The following is a 19,968-nucleotide window of genomic DNA, read 5'->3' on the forward strand; positions in this document are numbered from 1 at the left end:
ACTTAACTATGGGAAAAAAAATCCTCTTGCTCATTTTATTATTAATTTCTATGTCCTCATTCGCACAAAGTGATCAGGACATAGACCAACAAAAAGTTTCTACATTAATATACAAAAAAGATTTAACAAAAGTTCAACCCTTTATTGATTCAAAATTTTTAAGATCAACCAGTACTTCAAAAAAAATAATCGGATATGTTTATCTGTCTGATTATTATTCTTTTTTTGATGACAAAGAGAAAGAAAAAGTAGAGGCATTGGAAAAAGCAAAAAAATTGGCTCTTGCAACATCCAATGATGTGGATATGGCATATGTTCATATGGGATACGCCCGGTATTATAAAAAATTAGGCAAGAACGACTTGTTTATAAAATCTATTAATAAAAGTATTGAAACTTTTGAAAAATATCCTAATGAGAATTTTATTCTCACTCAGCTCTATACTTTGAGATTTAAATACAAAGCCGAAAACCCTCTTGAAAAAGATACCAGATCAGATTGCCTTAAAGCCAATTATTATGCATTGAAATCCAAAAATAATATTTTAATAAACTTTACCTATAATAATCTGGGATACTTTTATAAAAAAAAATATTATGACATAGACGATAAAAAATATCTTGACTCTGCTATGATTAGCTATCAAAATTCTTATAAATATATAGATTTGATAAAGGATAATGAAGCAAGAAAAAGGTCTCTCGTTGTATATTATCTTAACTATGGAGGGATAATGAGCATATTAAATCCTAACAGCTACGATACATTATTAAAACAATTCAATAAAATATTGTCGATCAGTAAAAACAACAATAAATTCAATGAAATTACATCTTCTACCTACAATAATATCGGATCTGTATATGAAAATATAAATAATATGGACTCGGCAAAAGTCTATTATTTAAAGGCTTATCATTTATCAAAAGATGACGATGAGGTTTTTATAGGTAATAAACTAATCATTTTCAATAACCTTTCAAGAGTATATGAAAATTCACACCACTTGGAAAAAGCATTAAGTTTTGAAAGAGAAGCTAAGGAACTTATACAGAAAAACAGTGAAAAACAATTCCTAAACAATACAAAGTCTTTGGAAATTTTTTACCAGACAGAGCAAAAAAACCAACAGATAAAAGATCTCAGAAAGCGGCAACAGCTTTATATTGTCATCATTGTTCTTGTGGTTTTGGGCATTTTGCTTATGATTTATATTTTTTCCAATAAACAAAAACTGAATAAGCAAAGAACAGCCCTTTTAGAAAGCGAACAAAAATATCTTGCCTTACAACAGCAGCAATTACAAAAACAGGCAATAGCAACATCTCTTCAGCTGGAATCCAAAAACAATTTTATTAACGAGCTAAAGAGCAAAATAAAAGAAAATAACGATCCGAGCTTTGAAAAAATTCTGAGAGAGGAGCAATTAGCCGATAATGATTTCAGCGGAATCCAAAAGATCATCCAAAATATTCATCCCAACTTCTTTAAGCGACTGCAGGATATAGCCAAAATAAAGCTTACAAATCTTGATATGAAGTATGCTGCCTATATTTACCTGAATATGGACAACCAGCAAATCGGGAATATTCTAAAGATAGACCCCAATACGGTAAGAGTCACAAAATACCGGTTAAAACAGAAATTTGGGTTAAAAAAAGAGGATGACATACATAGATTCATTCAAAATATAGAGTTATGATAATTTCCTATAAAAAATTAAATTACTTTTTTTCTTAAAGCTTCCCTTTAAGTTCAATACAGTATGAAGTATGCTAACCGAACCTAGTACTTCGTTTATAATTATCTCTTTATCAATTAAACCACATCAAATATAGCTGACAATCACAACGGATCTGGTATTGCTCTACTCAAGAATCTCTACCAGATCCTACTTTACCCTGTAGATCACGACCTTTATTTCAAAGACTACCCCAGAAAGCTTTTGCCTTAACCCTCAGCTTTACTTTATAGTGGATTTCTACCAATGCTTTTCAGTTTCGTTCCATTTCTCAATAGGCAGAGGCTTCTCCTACTCTGCTCAATTTTTCTTTCATCAAAAAAAGTCAGTCCGGGATAAGAATTTTTGATTAGGACAGTTTTAAATGGGTAGAAAATCATTCATCATATTACTGGTTTGGTATTTATCTTTTTAAGGTAATTTAATTATAACTTAACCTCAGTAAGTATAGTTATAAAGTAGTTCCAGGCCTCTTCTATCCAACCCTTGCTTTTTACTCTTAAATTCCGTAACCCGAGGTGAGACAAAAACAAAAAAAAACGTAAAACATTATTAATGTGACAATTACATTATAATGTACATAAATTAGAATGGTGAAAAAAATGCTGTACATAAATTGTAACACATAAAATTTGTGCATTGTTTCGGAATACTGAACATTTGCTCTCAAAATACAAATGATGAAAACTATTATGTTAATACTATATTCTTCCCTATTCCGCAAAAAACTTTAACCAAGCTATTATTTAACCCTTTACAATACCAGCACAATTACAGACAATGCATTGATGAAGATTAACTGCTCAAACATTTTGAAAGTTCCCTGAGCAGTGAGTATAAAAATTTTATTTAAAAATTATTTCAGGTCAAGGTTGTTTCAAAGAACAGATATTAATTATTAAAATTTTGCTGTACTGCCAGACATCTTACAGTAAAAAGAGTTCAGATTTTCACTGAATAAAAAAAACAAAATTAAACGCTAAAACAAGTTCCTAACTCAACAAAACAACTATTTAAAAACATAAAAACAACTATGAAAAAGTCACTATCATGTATTCTTTTTGGAATAACATTAAATGCCTATGCTCAGGTGGGCATAAATACAGATAAACCGGCTGCAAGCCTTGATGTTGTTGGTAGACCTACTGATGCAGCAGTACCAGATGGTTTTATTGCCCCACGTCTCACAAGAGCACAGTTAATTGCCAAAACTTCTTATAGTACAAACCAAGCAGGCGCTATAGTATATGTAAGCGACACTTCTGGTACAACCAATACCGCAACAGCAGATATTACAACAGTAGGTTACTATTATTTCAACGGAACAAAATGGGAAAGATTTACCCCTACCGTAGATTTACGTATGGTGGGATCAAACAATCACGTTACACAAGATGCCGGTGTAGGATCTAATGGTACTTCTTCAGGTACAGGGAGTAATAATGTTGCCATAGGTAGTGATGCTTTAAAATCAATTACTACTGGAAGTTCAAATATAGGTATAGGAGCCAGCTCATTAAGCAATATTTCAACGGCCAGTCAATTGGTCGCAATAGGTGATAATGCACTTGCTTCAAATACCGTTGGTCTGTATAATACAGCCGTAGGTACAATGGCATTAGGGGCCAATACCACAGGAGAGCAAAATACAGCAATTGGTTCTTATGCGTTATCCCAATCACAGACTTCAAATAATAATCTTGCCATTGGAAGTGATACATTCAAAAATTTTGTTGGTACAGGTTTTGGCGGAAATATAGCCATTGGTCCAGCTGCAGGAATGAGTTTAGCTAGTGGTACCCAAAATATTTTAATAGGGACAAGGGCATTTCTTCAGACCACTCAAGGGACAGATAATACGGTCATCGGCTCTGATGCTTTACGTTATATCACTTCAGCACAGTCAAATAATAATACCATTATAGGAAGACAAGCCGCTGAACGATTACCTTCCGGTAATTTTAATACCGTAATTGGAAACCAGGCACTAAATGCCTACTATGGCAATACACGTACTGTATCTATTGGATATTATTCCGGAACTAGCGCATCAAATAATACCAATGTAATCGCTAGAGACAATACCTTTATTGGAAGTTCTACTAAAATAAGTGATGCAATTACTTCGGGAACTATAGAATATGCAACAGCCATTGGTGCAGGTTCTATTGTAGGCGCAAGCAACTCTATTATTTTGGGGAGAGTGAGTGCTAATGTTGCTGTGGATAACGTTGGAATCGGAACCATTACTCCTTCCAATCCATTGCATGTAACTGCAGCTGCAAACCCAGTAAAATTTGAAGGGTTACAAGCTGATGCAACCGCGGCTAATGTAGTGGTAGTTGGCGCTGACGGAGTTTTAAAAACAGCATTAAAAAGCAGCATTAGCGGTGCATCTTCAATCTGGAGTATACAGGCTACAACAAATTCTGCCACTACCCTTGTAGACAATGTGTACCACACCGGCAATATTGCTATTGGAACAGCAAGTACAGATGCAGCATCTACGTCTAAATTATTTGTAAAAGGAAATATTGAAACCACCGGGAATATAATTACCTCATCTTCCAATTATGCAGATTATGTTTTTGAAAAGTATTTTACCGGAAATTCTACCATCAATGCAAAATACAAGTTTATACCACTAAGTGAAGTAAAAGATTTTGTTGCAAAAAACCATCATTTACCTGGCGTTACTCCTATTGATGAAGTAGCTAAAACTGAAAATGGATACAAGGTAGATCTTACCCAGCTTTCTATACAGCAACTAGAAAAACTGGAGGAACTGTATTTACACGTTATTGAACAACATGAAATTATAACTCTACAAAACCAAAAAACAGAACAACTTCAGAAAGAAATAGACGCACAAAACAATCGCATTAAAGCTTTAGAAGAGAAATTAGAAAAATTATCAAAATAACCTGACTGTTATAATGATGATTTTTTAAAACATTTAACTTTTAAAACTACTTCATATGATCAATAAAAAAATACTGAACCTGGCATTCTTTTTATTTGCATGCACAATAGCGTTTGGACAGATAGGACCGCTTACTCCTATAAATAACGGAGATGTGATAGGCTATACCATGAACAAGGGAAAAGGAGCACTGTCTAATGGTTCCGATGGTATGGAGATCACCTTTACAACCTACGGCAATATCATGGTACGTTACAAAGGGGTCTATCAGATGTACAGCGGTACTCAGAGTGGTAATGGGAATGAGTTTATCCCCACCAGCCCGACAAATACTCCTAGTCAGACTTCGGGAAGTAATACTTCCTATAACGGAGTAGCGGTATACCGTGGGGTATCAACGGGTACTACAAGTGCTGCTAAAATGCAAAATCTCTATTATGGCGGACGAGTAATGGATACTGATAATAGTGGTAATTACGGTATTGTTTTCCCTACCCCGTCAATTATCCCTTATTCCAGTGGAAACGTACAAAGAGTTACCATGAGTTTTTCTTTATCTTTTGGAACCGGTACTGCACAGGTAAATATTCCGTATAGCTTAACGTATGAATATACCTACCCGGAAACAAGAGTAAAGGTAACCTATAATGTAACAAATGTAGCAGCTCCGAATGGTACAATTTTGCCCATATCTATTGCTCAAGGCTGGGATACGTACCTTTCCGGAGGGGATTATGGACCGGGCTTCTACAAGACCAATGGAACTAAAGATGCAATTATGGTACAGAAAAATGGTGCTTTTGAAGCCTTTATCTATGAGTCAGGACAAAAATGGTCGGGTTATTATTCAGCTTATTATTCAGCAGTGGGAGCTTCGGCATTAATTAAGACAAATAAATTTATGATGTATGATAACACCGTTGATGCTAACGCAAATACCGATAATGCTATTGGGATTTCCGTGCAGTTTCCGGCAGTGGCAGGGAATTACCAGTCCGCAAGTTATATTTCATTTTTATGTGGCGCAGGGGATACTACACCTCCTGGCAATAACTTCTCCCCCAATTTGGGCGATGGCACAACGGGCGTTATAAATTTAGCATGTGGGTCTGCCCCCGGTGCTACCGTTGCCGTAAAGCATACTGCTGTACTTTCACCCAATGTCGTTGTATATATTACAGATAATAGCGGAAATGTAATAACGCCTGATGCTACACAAACCTATAACTTACCCGTAGGAACATACAAATATTATTATTATGACAATGATAATCTGTGTTCTTCCCCGGTAGGTACCTTTACGGTGTCTACTACCTGTGTGCCCTGCTACAAAAATCCAACGACAACGACCGGTGGGCTAAATCCTATAGCTGCGGTATCTACTATCCTCAATCGTAATGCAACGGCAAACTGGCAAAATAGTTACAAAGGGGCAGATATGGTGGTAGAATCTAAGGCGGGTGGTTTTGTACTGAATAGGTTAACACAAGTACAGATTACTGCAATTCCTGCGGCTAATTTGGTTGAAGGAATGACTGTTTACAATATTACGACCAACAAAATAAACATCTATGTAGTAGATGGCGCAAATACAGGCTGGAAAGCCTTTGATGTACAATCCTGTCAATAACCCCAAATAATAAATACAATGAAAAAACAGATTATACTATTCATTTTACTTAGTTTGGGGATGAGAATAAATCTCCAGGCACAAGATCATACCATGGTGGGAATAAAGACAAGCCCTACCCAAAACAATCCAAATGTATTATTAGAATTTTCAAATCAAAACAAAGGATTAATCGTGCCATGGATAGCTGCAGCGAGTTTAACAACACCAGTTGCGGGCACACTCTATTTTGATGCAAGTTCCAATTATATGATGAAGTATTATAATGGATCAACTTATATAGATTTAACCAAATCAGCAACAAAGCCAGCTCCAGCAAAAGTTCCTATTCCTACTTCAGCTAACGATGCAACAAAAAAAACAATTATAGGTGCTAAAACAACTGCGGCGGCTGGTGCGCTTGTTTTAGAATCTATTACTAAAGTGATGATCTTGCCCCAGGTTACCGCACCACAGACGAATATTACCAACCCTTCGGCTGGGATGATTGTGTATGACCCTACCAATAAGATGTTTTGTACCTTCAACGGACAACAATGGACATTTTGGACGTATCAAAGATGATCAAATCCTTTATTTCAGCAGCAGGATTAAAAAGAAAAATATAAATGAATTTATAAAATAAAAAATGATGAGAAATTTTGCGAAAATTTTGTCTATCAGTATCCTGGGTATTACGATGGTACAATGTTCCGTTGCTAAATCAGAACAGGAAAATGTGAAAACACTGTATGTGAGTGCAGAACAAAAGGATTGTTCCGCAGGAGTAAGAAAAATGAAATGCATGCTTGTAAAAGAAAAAAAGACGGGTGAATGGGAATATTTTTATAACCCAATCAGTGGTTTTACTTATCAACCGGGATACGAATATGAATTAAAAATTCGGGTTCAAAAAGTTGAAAATCCCCCTGCTGACGCATCTTCATTAAAGTATATATTGCTGGAAGAGGTTTCGAAAAAGAAGCTTTAATTCGTTTTTGTATTACCATATTCTAGCTAAAATTCTGGAAATAATGATGTAAGAAGCTCGTAATTTTTAACATAAGTAGGATAAGTATCAAAAGTTGGGAAAAACAAATTGAATAGAAACTGGCTATTCTAAATTATATATACGTAATGGTTTTTCTTTTTAGTGACGTTTTATTTTAAGTAAGTTAGGAGGCGAATCAATTGAAAATTGATTCTGATGAAATGGCGATATACCATATAGCCAGCAATTCTGTTGATGCTAATCTCTAAAAGGCAGAGCGCTTTCTATTCAGATTACCCCAGCTTTTGACTTATTCTCCAACTCTTTAAACTGGTCCTTTTAGGATCAGTTTAAAAGTTGAAAAAAACCTTAAAACAAAAAAACCTACTGTATTTCAGTAGGTTTCTTATTAAATACTTGCGGAGAGTGAGGGATTCGAACCTAGAACCATAACAAACTGAAAATATATCATTTACAAATTTGTTTTTAATAGGCGCCACGTATGTGCCACAAACTCAGAAATATTATTATTTCTTACAAAATCTTAACAACATAGACCAAAGTAAACTCTGGCTTATTTGCTGCAAATATAGATATTTTCATTGCATTTGTATCTCAATTTTTTGACAAATAATTTCAAGCCTATCGGCAAAGATTCGATCGAGACCATTTTCGTATTTATCGAGTTCTTTCATAGCAATAATAAGACCTTGTAAAATATCGGAAAAATCCTTGTAGGTTAGTGTTATTGTTTTTTGTTCCATAGTCAAATATAATAAGCTAAATCTTTAATGATCTACGGTTTTCCGTAATGATTTTTATGGAATATTTAATAATTTTACAATTATAGTCCCTATTGAGTTTAAAAAGTAAATCGATCTCATAAAGTCACATATAAACTAAAACTGATTTAATAATTCTGCAAGAGAAAACAAAATGATTAAACATAAATTAAAACTTTCATCTGATTTCGAAAACATATTAAAAGACTGTGAAGAAGTTTGGATTGCTGCCGCAATGATATCAGATAGTGGCTTTGACTACATCCAAAAACATATCAATAAATCAGCAAAACAAAACTTTTTGGTTGGTATTGGTCTACCAACCTCTCCTGATGTACTGGAAAAATTAAAAAATTGGGAAGAGTATGAATCATTCTCAAGTAGAATCTATCATAAAAGCGATCGCCTATTTCATCCCAAGGTGTATTTGTTTAAAAATGGTGAAAAAATTACCGCATATGTAGGATCTGGTAATTGTACTATTGGAGGATTTGATAAAAATGTTGAAGTTAGTATTAAAACAGATGATAAAGAAGTTTGTGAAAATCTGATTAAATGGTTTACTACATCATTTAAACTATCAAAAGAAATAACTGAAGATTTTTTAGACAGTTATAGACTAATTTTTAAAAACCGTAGTGCTAGAATGAAAGAAGAAGCTCAAGAACTACAGGTTTTATTTTCTGATTATGAAAATGGTTCTACCCTCGATCAGATGGATTTTACAAGACATTTTTTCAAGAAGGAACATTATAAAGCATTTGAAGGTACAAAACCTTGGAATACTTCAGATCATATAAATACAGAGAGAGAAAAGGTCAGAAGTTTAATGTTTAAACTCAACGATAAGTTAGCACCAATCTTAAAAAATAAAAACTGGGATCTAAGTCCTCATTATCATTTTGACGATATTGTTTCAAGTGCAGTTCATGGTCCAAGAACGGCTCCAGAGTTAAGAGCAATCTGGCTTCATTATGGTCGTGATAAAAAAGAAATTAAAAACTATGGAGAAAATCAAACACCCTTAGATTACATGCGAATGCAGGTTATTATACACAAAGATAGCTTAGGTATTTGGAACAGAATAGGAAAAAGTAATGGCAGCAAGATCGACAGACAGAATCTTAAAGAAAAACTTACCACAGATGAAGCATACAGAAATAAGATATATGAGGCATTTATGAATTTGCCTGATGAATATTATATTTCTCTCAATGACGATACCAAGTACATCTCAGAAATATATAATCAAGAACAGTTGATAGATTTTCTTTTACAAGATGATTATAAATATTATTTTACAATTGGCGTGGATCTTTCACCTGATGACCCCCGATTATCTGAAGACAAAATTCTATCAACAATAACAGAAAATTTTGAATTATTGCTTCCTACTTATCAATTGATTAAACACGAATTACTATTTTAGTTAAGAATTTGATTTTCATTAGTATTTTTCTAAAAAATCACTAATTAATTTAAAAAACTTTTAGCACCATTTTACATGAAAAAAAATAAAACTCAAATAACATCAAAAAGTATTATCCAAAGTGGCTTACCTAGTGACTTCAAAAAATCCATTTCAGAATATATTTGGAACGGTTTTGATGCCGCAGCTACAGAAATAGATATTAAATTTAGCTGTAATGAAATTGGTACGATGTACGACTTTTCCATAACTGATAATGGACAAGGAATATCTTTCAATACGTTAGGTGAAACTTTTGGATATTTTCTTGATTCAAATAAAGCCAAATCCTATGATCATAATAGATTTGTAAAAGGAAAAAAGGGAAAAGGCAGATTTTCATTTCAGCAATTTTGTGCAAAAGCTCAGTGGGAAACAACCTTCTATGATTCTGTATCGGAAAAGTTTTTAGATTATGCAATCGAAATTATTAGTTCTAACTTAGACGATTATAAAACTTCAGACCAAAAAATATCTGCAGCTATAAATTCTGGTACAGTCGTAAGATTTGACTCTTTCACAACTCTTACAGGAGATTTATTGGAATCTGATGATTTCATCAAATTTTTAGAAGTAGAATTTGGCTGGTTTTTGTTCTTAAATAAAACCAAAAATTATCAAATAACTGTTAATGATCAAATAATCGATTATAACAATATTATTGAAAAAAACATTGAAGATCAAATCATTATTGATGAAGAAGTTTTTGATGTTTCTTTTATTTTATGGAATAATAAGATTAACGAAAAATACTATTACTACTTTCTAGATAGAAGCTTGTACGAAAAAGGAAGAGAGCATACAAAATTTAATAACAAGACTGAAGATTTTTGCCATTCGGTATATGTAGTGTCGAAATACTTTGAGAAATTCAGCAAAACAGAAAATGAAGGTATATCATTAGGATTTGAAAAAAATCAAGCTGATCCAATATATAAACGATTAATGCAGCTTTTAAAAAAAATGGTTTCTGATGAGGAAAAAAACTTCATTAGAAACAAAAAAGCAGAAAAGCTTATTGATGATTATAAAAAGAAAAAGATATTTCCCCATTTTAAAAATAACCAATACGATCGCATTCGAGAAAAAGACCTGGAAATAGTAGTTAAAGAACTATACTGTGTCAATCCTAAAATATTTCAGAATCTTAAAATTCCTCAAAGTAAAACACTTGTAGGTTTCCTAAATCTTCTACTCGACTCTGAACAGCGAGAGAATATCCTATCCATATTAGATAGCATAATCGAATTAACTGACGAAGAAAGAACTGAGCTATCCAAAGTTTTATCAAAAACAAAAATTAACAATATTACAGCACTTGTAAAGCTACTAGAATCAAGAAAAAACACTATAAATACTATTCAGCGACTTGTTTTTGACCTAGAAAAATTTACAACAGAAAGGGATCATATACAATTACTTGTCGAAAATAATTATTGGCTTTTTGGTGAACAATACCATCTTGTGTCTGCAGATGATAATTTTGAAAAAACGCTGACCAATTATATGTATTTTTTAGAAGAGGAAGAACACATAAAAGCTAAAACGACAGAATCTCTTCAAAAAAGTAAGGATGAAAGAAAAAAACAAATTATAGATTCAAAAGATAAACTAAAACGTCCTGATATTTTTATCTGCCGAAAAAATACATCCCCTGAATATCTTGATAATGAAGAAAATATTATTGTTGAATTGAAAAGGCCAAGCGTCGTTATATCAAAGGCTCAATATGATCAGATAGAAAATTATATACGCTTTATCATCAAAGAACCGAAGTTTAATAGTGAAATGAGAAAATGGAAACTAATTCTTATTGGCAAGGAAGTAGACGAATATATTAAGGATCAATATGAATCGCATAAAAATAAAGGGAAGCGTTTCCTAATACAAGCAGTTAAAAACTATGAAATTTATGCTTATACATGGGATGATATTGTAAAAACATTTGATCATAGACATCAATTTCTTTTGGATAAAATTGGTTATTCTGACAATTTCTATGAAGAAACTGAACACATCAAAGATGATCCAAATGCCTTACTAAAAAGAGTTGTATAATATTAAAAGAACTTTAAAGTATCATATGCCTAACATAAATCAAATAAGAGAAACCATCTATCATGAGTTTGGACATGCGCTCGTCTACTTACTATCTTATGAAAGTCATACAACAAATCTAGGTATCATTGAGAAGATCTCGCTTGGTTACAAAAACTTTGTCAGTCCAAAACACAATCTTTATTATTATAAGCCACTGATAGGAAATACAAAACATATAACTGAAAACTCACAAAATATTGCAAGATCTATATGTTGGATAATTTTGCAAATATCCGGATGTATATTCGAAAGTGAATATGAACAAAAAAACTTTGAACAATACTTCTGTAGTAAGTACGATTGTTCAGGAAAAAAAGACAGTGATAATTTATTCTATTTTAGACAGTATTCTATTTTTAAAATAAATGATGAAGACATATCACGGATTCGAATAAATTACACTAACCTTTTATATAAGCATTCTACATTTTTTAGAACCGAACAATATCTTGAGTATTTTCTAGATATTCATCAGGGAAGCACTCATATAAATCTTGATGAGGAAGAAATCGAAGTATTGTTGTGTGAAATGAAAGATAAAATTATAACCACTGATTTAGTAACTGATTTTTTTAGTATGCTAGAAATTGAAGCGAGAAACTATACTGTATATTAAACACTAAAAGTATCTGTAAAAAATTATACAAATGATTAAACATCGTATCTACCCTCCCCTAAACTGGATTGATTTTGAAGAACTGTGTCTAAAATTATGGGGACAAATATGGCAGATTCCAAACGAAATTGACTTTAACTCCACTAATTCTCAAGGACAAAACGGTGTTGATATTTACGGTATACCTAAAGGTGAAAAGCTTCACTATGGCATTCAGTGCAAAAATTTTAAAGAAGAGAAAAAATCTGGAGCAAAAAACAAGATTACCAAAACAATTATTGATACGGAAATTAAAAATGCAGAAAGTTTTACCCCGCCTTTGAAGCACTTTATTATTGCCACATCTTTAGAGAAAGACAAAAGTATAGAAGAATATGTTAGAAAAATTAATCAAGATAGATTAGAAAATAATCAATTTACTGTACAGATATGTTTTTGGGAATATATCACACAAATGCTGTATGACCATCAAAAAATCTATAATTGGTACTGCCAAAATCAAAATTTATCGAGCCATAAAAAAGTATCAATTTTATTCAATAATGATAGTAATCCTTTTAGAATTAAACACCAACCTGTTTATCTCAAAATTAAAAAAAAATACAGATTACAAACAGAAAAGGATATTGAAAATGAAAAACGTTTAAACGATGAGGCAATAAAAAAAGTAGAAAATTATTTTTATGAAAATAAATCTACCAATTTCCAGAGATTTTTAAATTGGATTTTAAAAAGGAAAATAAGTGATAGAATTTTTTCTTCAAAACAAATTATTATCAATGGCGTAGATATTCGATCTGAAGAATATCAAAAAAGTTTGTATCCCAAAGAGATAACTGATCATTCAGATATAAATTTTTTTATGAATCCTATCGCAAAAGACACATGCCCTTTACATTTCTATATAATTATAGAAAATACCGGTGAATCAGTTTTGGAGGATTATAAGTTGAGGCTTACATTTGAAGGAGAATTTGACAAATTAGACACCAAAATGCCATCCATTTCTGAAGTTCTGTCGAAAACTGTTAATCATAACGTTTTTATTAATTCAAAATCTTGCCTAATCCAGCCCAATAATAATTTCTTGGTTCAGAAAGATTATTTTATTTCAGAACAAATAATTATAACACCAACATTGGCACTAAAAACAGAAATCAAAATTAAATGGGAATTTATTAGTCGAGATTATAATGATAAGGGGGAATTATATATTGATATAGAACCAAAATTTGAACATAAAACAAAGGAGTTTTTGGTATTAAATGACTACGAATGTAAAGAAATTGAAGATATTGATTTTAAAACCTATAAATATTCAAGAATAGTCAATTATTAAACAGCTATATCAAATATATGTATTTACTATGTGAATTAATTGCCCGTAACCAGCCATTATTGACTTACTAAAAAATTACAGAAATTATAAAAAGTACTGAAGAGTTTTTTGGTATTTTTCTTATCATTAAGTTCTGAATAGATATATATCATTTTATAAAACCCTCCGTATCCAGCATTTTCTGTCAAAAATGCTTCCATCTCACTTCGAACATCCATATGTTCTAAACATTGAGCAATACCAATATGCAAATATTCTGCATTATGGGTATCGCCGAAACCAGTTAATAAATAACCTAGCTTTTTAACTGTAGTACAGAATAGTTTAATATTTCCTTCTAATTGAATGGTTTTATCAATAAGTTTTTTCCAAATATTCTTATCCTTTATTTCCACTTTATTATTCCAGTCTTGGTACAACTTGTACAATGCTTTGAGTTCCGCCGAAGTAGATACTTCATCAATCATTTGTGAAAATTCACCTTCTGAAATCTCTTCATAATTGTAAGAACTATCCTCTAACTGAATTAAATTAGGTTGATCATACTTCTTGCAAAAAAGGTCATACTGTGCATAATAGTCATCAATTATTCCTTTTTGATAGCTAAATTTTCCGTCAACCTTCCCTACAATATCGACTGCTTTATCAAATGCAGATTTGGTATTTTCATCACTATAAAAGCTACTTTTCAAGATTTCCATATGAACACGGAAGATTTTTTCAGCATATTGCTTGTCGAGACTATCTCTATAATCATATCTGACAGTATACTCTTCCAACCTTTCTTGTATCGTTTTATAATCAATACGGTTCAATTGTATTGAGTTAATTAATATACTTGTTAAAGCGATATTTTCAATATACCAATCCTCATCTAATTTTCTAAACTTTTTGAAATATTTATTAGCTAACCTAGGATCATGTTTTGATAATACATCAATAAGCTCTGAGACTCCATAACGAGTATGATCTTTATCTGTAATCTGATATAATCTTAAATTAAGTTGATAAAGTTTCTCACTAAAACTCAAAAGCTCTTCACTTGAAAACCATTTTTTTTCTAAAATCTTTCCAAATGCATCATTAAGAAAATGTGAGACAATCACATCTTTTCTCCATCCATGTCTCAGATAATTATTTGCAAACCCTTTTGTTATGTATAATACAGATTTATCCGGAGAAATCCTCGACAGCATTCCACTAAGAATAAAACAGCGATCAATAAATTTTGGAAAATCAGTCTTCCAACTTTTTAATTCCATTTCAAAAACATTCAAATCAGCTTCTGAGATAACCTCCGAAAAATATTTCCTATCCTGTTTATTTAAATATTCAAGAAAAACAAACGTGTCAAAATCATTATTTAGTAAGTTCACAATAAGATTATAATCTTTTGAGTTCCCTTTAGAATAAAAGAATATATAAGACCATAAAATTGAAAAATTATGAACAAACCTTTCTTCCGAAGGATAATAATTTCCGAATTTACTATGGTATTCTGCCAAATGCTTAGAAAAACACCTCTCCTCTTTTAAAGCGTTAACATACAAAAGTTGTAAGAAGCTATATTTATCGATGCACCGTAAATCTAAATTCTTTAATTCTCTTGTATTTCTAAAATTATCCTTGCCGATCAAATGATATATCAGTGACAGTGGCTTTATATTTCTTACCAAAGAATAAGAAGACATGTTCGATGCAAATTTGGCAAGAACCTCTTGTATCTGGACGTTCTGTTTTTCAGATATTTTAAAACCTAAAAGATTTTTAAAATAATAAACCGATAAATTATCCAAATGGGGTTGGTCACGAAATAATTTTATCTTTTCTCTAATCTCCTTTCTCAGTTCAGCATTTTGGAAAAAAAATGGTAGAAATTCAATATCTGACAAAAGATCGACCAGACAGATTACTTCATATTTTGTAAAATCTTTTATCAAATTCACCAAATCAATAGGAAAATACTTCAGTCCTATTTTAAAAATGCTTTTAACAGCATAGTCCCTTGGACTAATTTGTTCAACCATAATATGAACAAGACTCAACCCCTGGTAGAATTGTCGGTATTGCGAGCAAAAATATTCTTGATAGGATTGTTCTTTCTTAATACATAATTTATAAAAAATATACGCTTCCCGCTCTTTGAGATCAACATTCTCCTTTTTAATTTGATCGACCAAATTCTGACCTTCGTCCGCTAAATCATTTTCAAAGAATTTTAAGGCATTATTATAATTACGTGGGATAAATTTCTCCACATCTATTACATCTCCATTAAACAAAATTTCAAGGTTTTTTTTCTGTTGATAAGCAAGATTATTCACAAAATGTTCTGATTCCGAAATATACCACTTATCACCATTCTGCTGGTATACTGAAATACTTTTTAACAGAACCAAACCAGCAATATCATTAGATTTTTTGTACTCTCTTTCAAGATACTTTAAAAAAACTTCATCAAAAAAATCTGAATTTATAATAACTCCGTTATTACGTATGATTTTCAAATTTTTTTCAAATTTCTTTTTAAGAGCTCTTGCAAAAAAATATTCCTGATATCTTCTATGCTGATAAATATAACTAACTTCCGTAGAATTAATTTTATCGTTATGAGTATCAAAAAATGCATTAGCATTATAATTCAAAATCTGATTGATACTTTTGTAATCAATCTTTTCAAATTTAGTTTCTAATAATTTTGATAACGATATTTGTGAAAACCTATACTGATACTTCTTTGAAAACTGATATGATAGGTATTCGTTAAGTTCAAGTATATAATGTTCTTTTGGATTTAACAGGTTAAGATCATCAAGATTATTTTTATGATCTGTATTTTTCAAAAGAGAAAAAATTTTGAATTCTAAAATATCAATGATAGTTGAGTTTTCATTCACATCCTCAATGATATCCCAGAGTAATTTAATTAGAAAAATATCCGTGATTTCTTTTAAGAGTTTCTGGTTTTTATTCTTTATACTTTTTAATCTTTTATTCTTTGCTACATCTCCTTTTTTCTCAAAGTAGGTTTCAATATGTTTAAGTTGAAGATTGGCTATTTCATATTTTTTATGATCTTTGAAATACTCAGCCACTTTTAATTTGTTAAGGCTTCCCTTTCTACAAGAAATAATGATGTGCTGCGTATTCGTTTGCCATGACAACTGCTTGATATATTGCAATATATTATCTGATTGATTTTCACTTAACTCATCTAATCCATCAAATATATAGCAGAAACTCAAACTCTGATTTCTTACCTTATAATCATTCTGTCTATTTCTAATAATATTTTCCAGACTGTCGGCATAACAGTCTTTTAATTGTATTAACATCGGTAAAAAACTTTTGTGACTAAAGTCCTCTTTGGATTCACCGAGCCTAGAGTGTTTAAAAAAAATCTTTTTTACTAAAATACTTTTTCCTGAACCGGGATTTCCTGTTAATAAAACAATTTTATCATTTATTTCGATTTCTTCTTCTCCTCCCTTTTTCAGATTAATAATAGGCAAAGTTAATAAATGATCAGATTGAAGAAAAGTTGAATCATTAACCGTAATATTATCTCTAATAAAGCCATATTCATCACCCAAGCCAAAATAAAGCTGGGCTAAATCTAAATTATTAGCCTCGTTTAGAGCAACTTTAAACCTATCTTTTGTAAACCAAACAATTTTAATATCATTATCGGCAGCAATTTTTTCTATATTTTTTGGTGACTTAGAAGAAGTTTTGGCATCTGTATTGAGAAAAATAGTAATCTCATCAAGATCTTTCCCATGCTTTTCGATTGCCTTTTCTATAGAATTAAGAATTTGTCCATAATCATTAGAATGTTCAAAAAATTTGGATTGAAACCCTACTCTTTTACCAGTTATTGTTGACAGCTTTGGATAAGTCTCCAGTCCGGCATGATTAAAATCGGCCTTTATTCCCGAGGGGAATTTGTGGGTCCTACAAAATAAATGATAACATAAATCTTCAAATGATTTTGTATAGTTCTCATTTTTAAATTTGAAAATATTCCAATCAATTTTATACATTCAGGAAATTAGATTTAAAATTGTGATTTTAAAGCAAACTGCTAAAAATATGAATATGCTATCAAAAGAAATGCTAATCAGGTAATTGAACTCCTCCATTAGCAGCCATCTGCATATGTCCGTGACTGATATCAATGATTTTTTCAAGATTCTTCCATCCTCTTGTTCGAATCGCACAAAAAACTTTAATTTCTTTATCAGGGTATGCTTCTTTTAGCTGTAACACAGATGCCATAGAGGTTCGCCCCAATGTTAAAATATCATCTACAACAATAATGGTAGGTTCAGTAATTAATTGAGGACGAATGCCTAAACTATCTTGATGAGTCTGGACTGTATTTCTTGTTTCCGCGTGAAATTGACCACTGGATTTTGGTATCGCATAAGAGCGATATAAACAATCAGCAACACTTTCTCCTAACCCATTTTTCACAAGGGTTTCGCAAATAATTTTTGCAGGGAAAACAGCTCCTTCGACTAAAGGTGTACTCCTGGGAACTGGAACTAGAGCCGCATTCGTAAAATATTCAGATAAATCAGATTCAACCAGTCTTTGACTTAATCGCGTACTAAATCCAATATCACCATTCTTACATGAACCGGCTACCGTACGAGAATCTATCTCTATTTCAGAACTTCCTCTTGGAGAATAAGCCAAAAAAGTAAGGAACTCAAAAGGCATATTCTTTTTTTGTTGTTAGGTAAGGAATACTTTCAATTAAAAATTCAAAATTATCATTCGTCAGAATTTGAGCACCATAGCTCAGCATTTCTTCTGCCCATGTAATTTTTTCATTGATAACATTCTCCATAATAAACAATTGCCTTCCTAATCGCAATGCCTCCCAACCTTGATGCTTTGTCCCACTTTTTTCACTCGCTTCGATGATTATAGTGGCGTCACTAATCAATGCCATGGTTCTATTTCTGATAGGAAAACTTTTAGAGGTCACAAGATAGCCTTCAGGAAATTGTGAAACAAGTAAATGATTATCTGCAATAAAATCCTGTAATACTTTATTTTCTGCTGGAAAATATTTGTCTAGCGGTGTACCAATTACCCCCACAGTTTTTCCATGGAAGTCTATAGCCGTTTTATGGGCTATTGTATCTACCCCTTCAGCTAAACCACTCACGACTGTGATATCATTTTTCACCAAAAGTTTGGTGATTTTTCTTGCTCTTCGAACTCCCAGATCTGAAACTTTTCTAGATCCCACTACTGCTACTCTCCTTCCATTTTCCAGTAAAGAAAAATCCCCCTTATAGAATAGTTCTTTAGGACTATTTTTTTTCTCTATGCTTGTAAGCTTGTTGTAGTAATCGTTGAAAGAATCAGTCTTCATATGAGAATGAGATTTTAAATGAACATTGTAAATATAGTGTATTTACAATGTATATACAAATGATCGCACATCAAATAAGCAATTTAAAAATGTAAAAATCAAGATAAACGATCCATAAAAATTTTCCATAATCAACCGGTAAAAAGGCAGCTAAGGTATTGTTGCCAGCCATCAGCCTATCCCTCCAAAAGACTACGGCATAAACGGTTTCCTCCCTAAAGGTACCCTCCAATTATTCCGTTTCCTTTTGGCTTTTTTTCATTGTCAACACTTCATATCTGCTTTCTTTTTTCCGGTTTTTCTTTTGAAAAATATCCAGCGAAGCCTGGCAAGGCTTTGTAAGAATGGGCGGAGAAGAGATTGAAAACAAATCAAAAATAGAGTAAGTACGGGAAATTTAAGTCTCTGCCGTACAAGAGCAATCAAATGGATTTTAATATTGTTAATGAAATAAAATTAAGCTATTCACGAAAAGGTAACTCTGAAAAATTAATCAGCTGTTCACGTGATGCCGTGGATGTATTTCGCCAATACTTTGACCTTGATGAAATAGATTACAGAGAATCATTTTATGCATTGTATTTAAATCAGGCCAACAAGGTTTTAGGGATAAAGAAAATATCAGAATCAGGTATTTCTTCAACAATTGTTGATGTTAGAATTATTATGCAAGCAGCCTTACTATGCAATGCGTCCGCTATAATCTTAGCCCACAATCATCCTTCAGGAAATTTAAACCCATCAAATGAAGATCTTAAAATAACCCAGAATATAAAAAATGCTTCAATTTTTTTAAATATTCAATTGCTGGATCACTGTATTTTAACATCAGAAGGCTATTTATCGTTTGCTGATGAAGGAAAGTTATAACTCTATTCTCGTTGAAAAAGAGGTTGTCTCAAAAGGACAGCCTTTTTTATGGGCGTATTTTTTTGTAACTCATATTTTTCAATGAATTTATTTTTCGGGGGTCATATTTTTGAGTTTTTATGGTAGAATAAAGCAAAGG

At 31.8% G+C, this 19,968-nt stretch carries 13 protein-coding genes; 10 read left to right on the forward strand and 3 right to left on the reverse strand.

Features of this window, described 5'->3' with window-relative positions; genetic code table 11:
* Window positions 1–8 precede the first annotated feature (8 nt).
* From AC106K_RS23170 to AC106K_RS23210, 9 genes are all read left to right on the forward strand, one after another.
* A complete protein-coding gene (locus tag AC106K_RS23170) occupies window positions 9–1,703 on the forward strand; it encodes a tetratricopeptide repeat protein (protein ID WP_482447865.1) in 1,695 nt (564 codons plus the stop codon).
* 1,072 nt (window positions 1,704–2,775) lie between these two features.
* On the forward strand, window positions 2,776–4,665 hold the full coding sequence (locus tag AC106K_RS23175; RefSeq protein ID WP_482447867.1) for a beta strand repeat-containing protein: 1,890 nt from the start codon (window positions 2,776–2,778) through the stop codon (window positions 4,663–4,665).
* A gap of 55 nt (window positions 4,666–4,720) precedes the next feature.
* The gene (locus AC106K_RS23180; RefSeq protein WP_482447868.1) at window positions 4,721–6,295 is read left to right on the forward strand and encodes a hypothetical protein; all 1,575 of its coding nucleotides are present in this window, start codon (window positions 4,721–4,723) and stop codon (window positions 6,293–6,295) included.
* Window positions 6,296–6,313: 18 nt separating this feature from the next.
* Window positions 6,314–6,859, forward strand: coding sequence for a hypothetical protein (locus AC106K_RS23185; protein WP_482447869.1), 546 nt, complete (start codon window positions 6,314–6,316; stop codon window positions 6,857–6,859).
* 64 nt (window positions 6,860–6,923) lie between these two features.
* A complete protein-coding gene (locus AC106K_RS23190; protein WP_482447870.1) occupies window positions 6,924–7,265 on the forward strand; it encodes a DUF4377 domain-containing protein in 342 nt (113 codons plus the stop codon).
* 936 nt (window positions 7,266–8,201) lie between these two features.
* Window positions 8,202–9,476: a phospholipase D family protein gene (locus tag AC106K_RS23195; protein WP_482447872.1), complete on the forward strand. Its 1,275-nt coding sequence runs from the start codon at window positions 8,202–8,204 to the stop codon at window positions 9,474–9,476.
* Between the two features lie 75 nt (window positions 9,477–9,551).
* A complete protein-coding gene (locus AC106K_RS23200; protein ID WP_482447874.1) occupies window positions 9,552–11,573 on the forward strand; it encodes an ATP-binding protein in 2,022 nt (673 codons plus the stop codon).
* Between the two features lie 25 nt (window positions 11,574–11,598).
* Window positions 11,599–12,231, forward strand: coding sequence for a hypothetical protein (locus AC106K_RS23205; protein ID WP_482447875.1), 633 nt, complete (start codon window positions 11,599–11,601; stop codon window positions 12,229–12,231).
* 31 nt (window positions 12,232–12,262) lie between these two features.
* The gene (locus AC106K_RS23210) at window positions 12,263–13,570 is read left to right on the forward strand and encodes a hypothetical protein (RefSeq protein ID WP_482447876.1); all 1,308 of its coding nucleotides are present in this window, start codon (window positions 12,263–12,265) and stop codon (window positions 13,568–13,570) included.
* 56 nt (window positions 13,571–13,626) lie between these two features.
* On the opposite strand, the gene AC106K_RS23215 is transcribed toward AC106K_RS23210, so the two are convergent.
* From AC106K_RS23215 to AC106K_RS23225, 3 genes are all read right to left on the reverse strand, one after another.
* A complete protein-coding gene (locus AC106K_RS23215) occupies window positions 13,627–17,613 on the reverse strand; it encodes an NACHT domain-containing protein (RefSeq protein WP_482447877.1) in 3,987 nt (1,328 codons plus the stop codon).
* Window positions 17,614–17,686: 73 nt separating this feature from the next.
* Window positions 17,687–18,295, reverse strand: a complete 609-nt coding sequence (locus AC106K_RS23220; protein ID WP_482403461.1) for a phosphoribosyltransferase — start codon at window positions 18,293–18,295, stop codon at window positions 17,687–17,689.
* Complete coding sequence (locus AC106K_RS23225; RefSeq protein ID WP_482447879.1) at window positions 18,285–18,959, reverse strand: DNA-processing protein DprA; 675 nt, start codon at window positions 18,957–18,959, stop codon at window positions 18,285–18,287. Before AC106K_RS23225 ends, AC106K_RS23220 begins: the two co-directional genes overlap by 11 nt.
* A gap of 426 nt (window positions 18,960–19,385) precedes the next feature.
* Here AC106K_RS23225 and AC106K_RS23230 point away from each other — a divergent pair, with 426 nt between their 5' ends.
* The gene (locus AC106K_RS23230) at window positions 19,386–19,829 is read left to right on the forward strand and encodes a JAB domain-containing protein (RefSeq protein WP_482447880.1); all 444 of its coding nucleotides are present in this window, start codon (window positions 19,386–19,388) and stop codon (window positions 19,827–19,829) included.
* Window positions 19,830–19,968 lie beyond the last annotated feature (139 nt).

The organism is Chryseobacterium sp. FR048 (assembly GCF_056844665.1).

Bases quoted from the DNA above. Each gene is read 5' to 3' on its own strand.
- AC106K_RS23190 (WP_482447870.1), top strand. From the start codon at position 6,924: ATGATGAGAAATTTTGCGAAAATTTTGTCTATCAGTATCCTGGGTATT.
- AC106K_RS23230 (WP_482447880.1), top strand. From the start codon at position 19,386: ATGGATTTTAATATTGTTAATGAAATAAAATTAAGCTATTCACGAAAA.
- AC106K_RS23195 (WP_482447872.1), top strand. From the start codon at position 8,202: ATGATTAAACATAAATTAAAACTTTCATCTGATTTCGAAAACATATTA.
- AC106K_RS23185 (WP_482447869.1), top strand. From the start codon at position 6,314: ATGAAAAAACAGATTATACTATTCATTTTACTTAGTTTGGGGATGAGA.
- AC106K_RS23170 (WP_482447865.1), top strand. From the start codon at position 9: ATGGGAAAAAAAATCCTCTTGCTCATTTTATTATTAATTTCTATGTCC.
- AC106K_RS23215 (WP_482447877.1), bottom strand. From the start codon at position 17,613: ATGTATAAAATTGATTGGAATATTTTCAAATTTAAAAATGAGAACTAT.
- AC106K_RS23200 (WP_482447874.1), top strand. From the start codon at position 9,552: ATGAAAAAAAATAAAACTCAAATAACATCAAAAAGTATTATCCAAAGT.
- AC106K_RS23210 (WP_482447876.1), top strand. From the start codon at position 12,263: ATGATTAAACATCGTATCTACCCTCCCCTAAACTGGATTGATTTTGAA.
- AC106K_RS23220 (WP_482403461.1), bottom strand. From the start codon at position 18,295: ATGCCTTTTGAGTTCCTTACTTTTTTGGCTTATTCTCCAAGAGGAAGT.
- AC106K_RS23205 (WP_482447875.1), top strand. From the start codon at position 11,599: ATGCCTAACATAAATCAAATAAGAGAAACCATCTATCATGAGTTTGGA.
- AC106K_RS23180 (WP_482447868.1), top strand. From the start codon at position 4,721: ATGATCAATAAAAAAATACTGAACCTGGCATTCTTTTTATTTGCATGC.
- AC106K_RS23175 (WP_482447867.1), top strand. From the start codon at position 2,776: ATGAAAAAGTCACTATCATGTATTCTTTTTGGAATAACATTAAATGCC.
- AC106K_RS23225 (WP_482447879.1), bottom strand. From the start codon at position 18,959: ATGAAGACTGATTCTTTCAACGATTACTACAACAAGCTTACAAGCATA.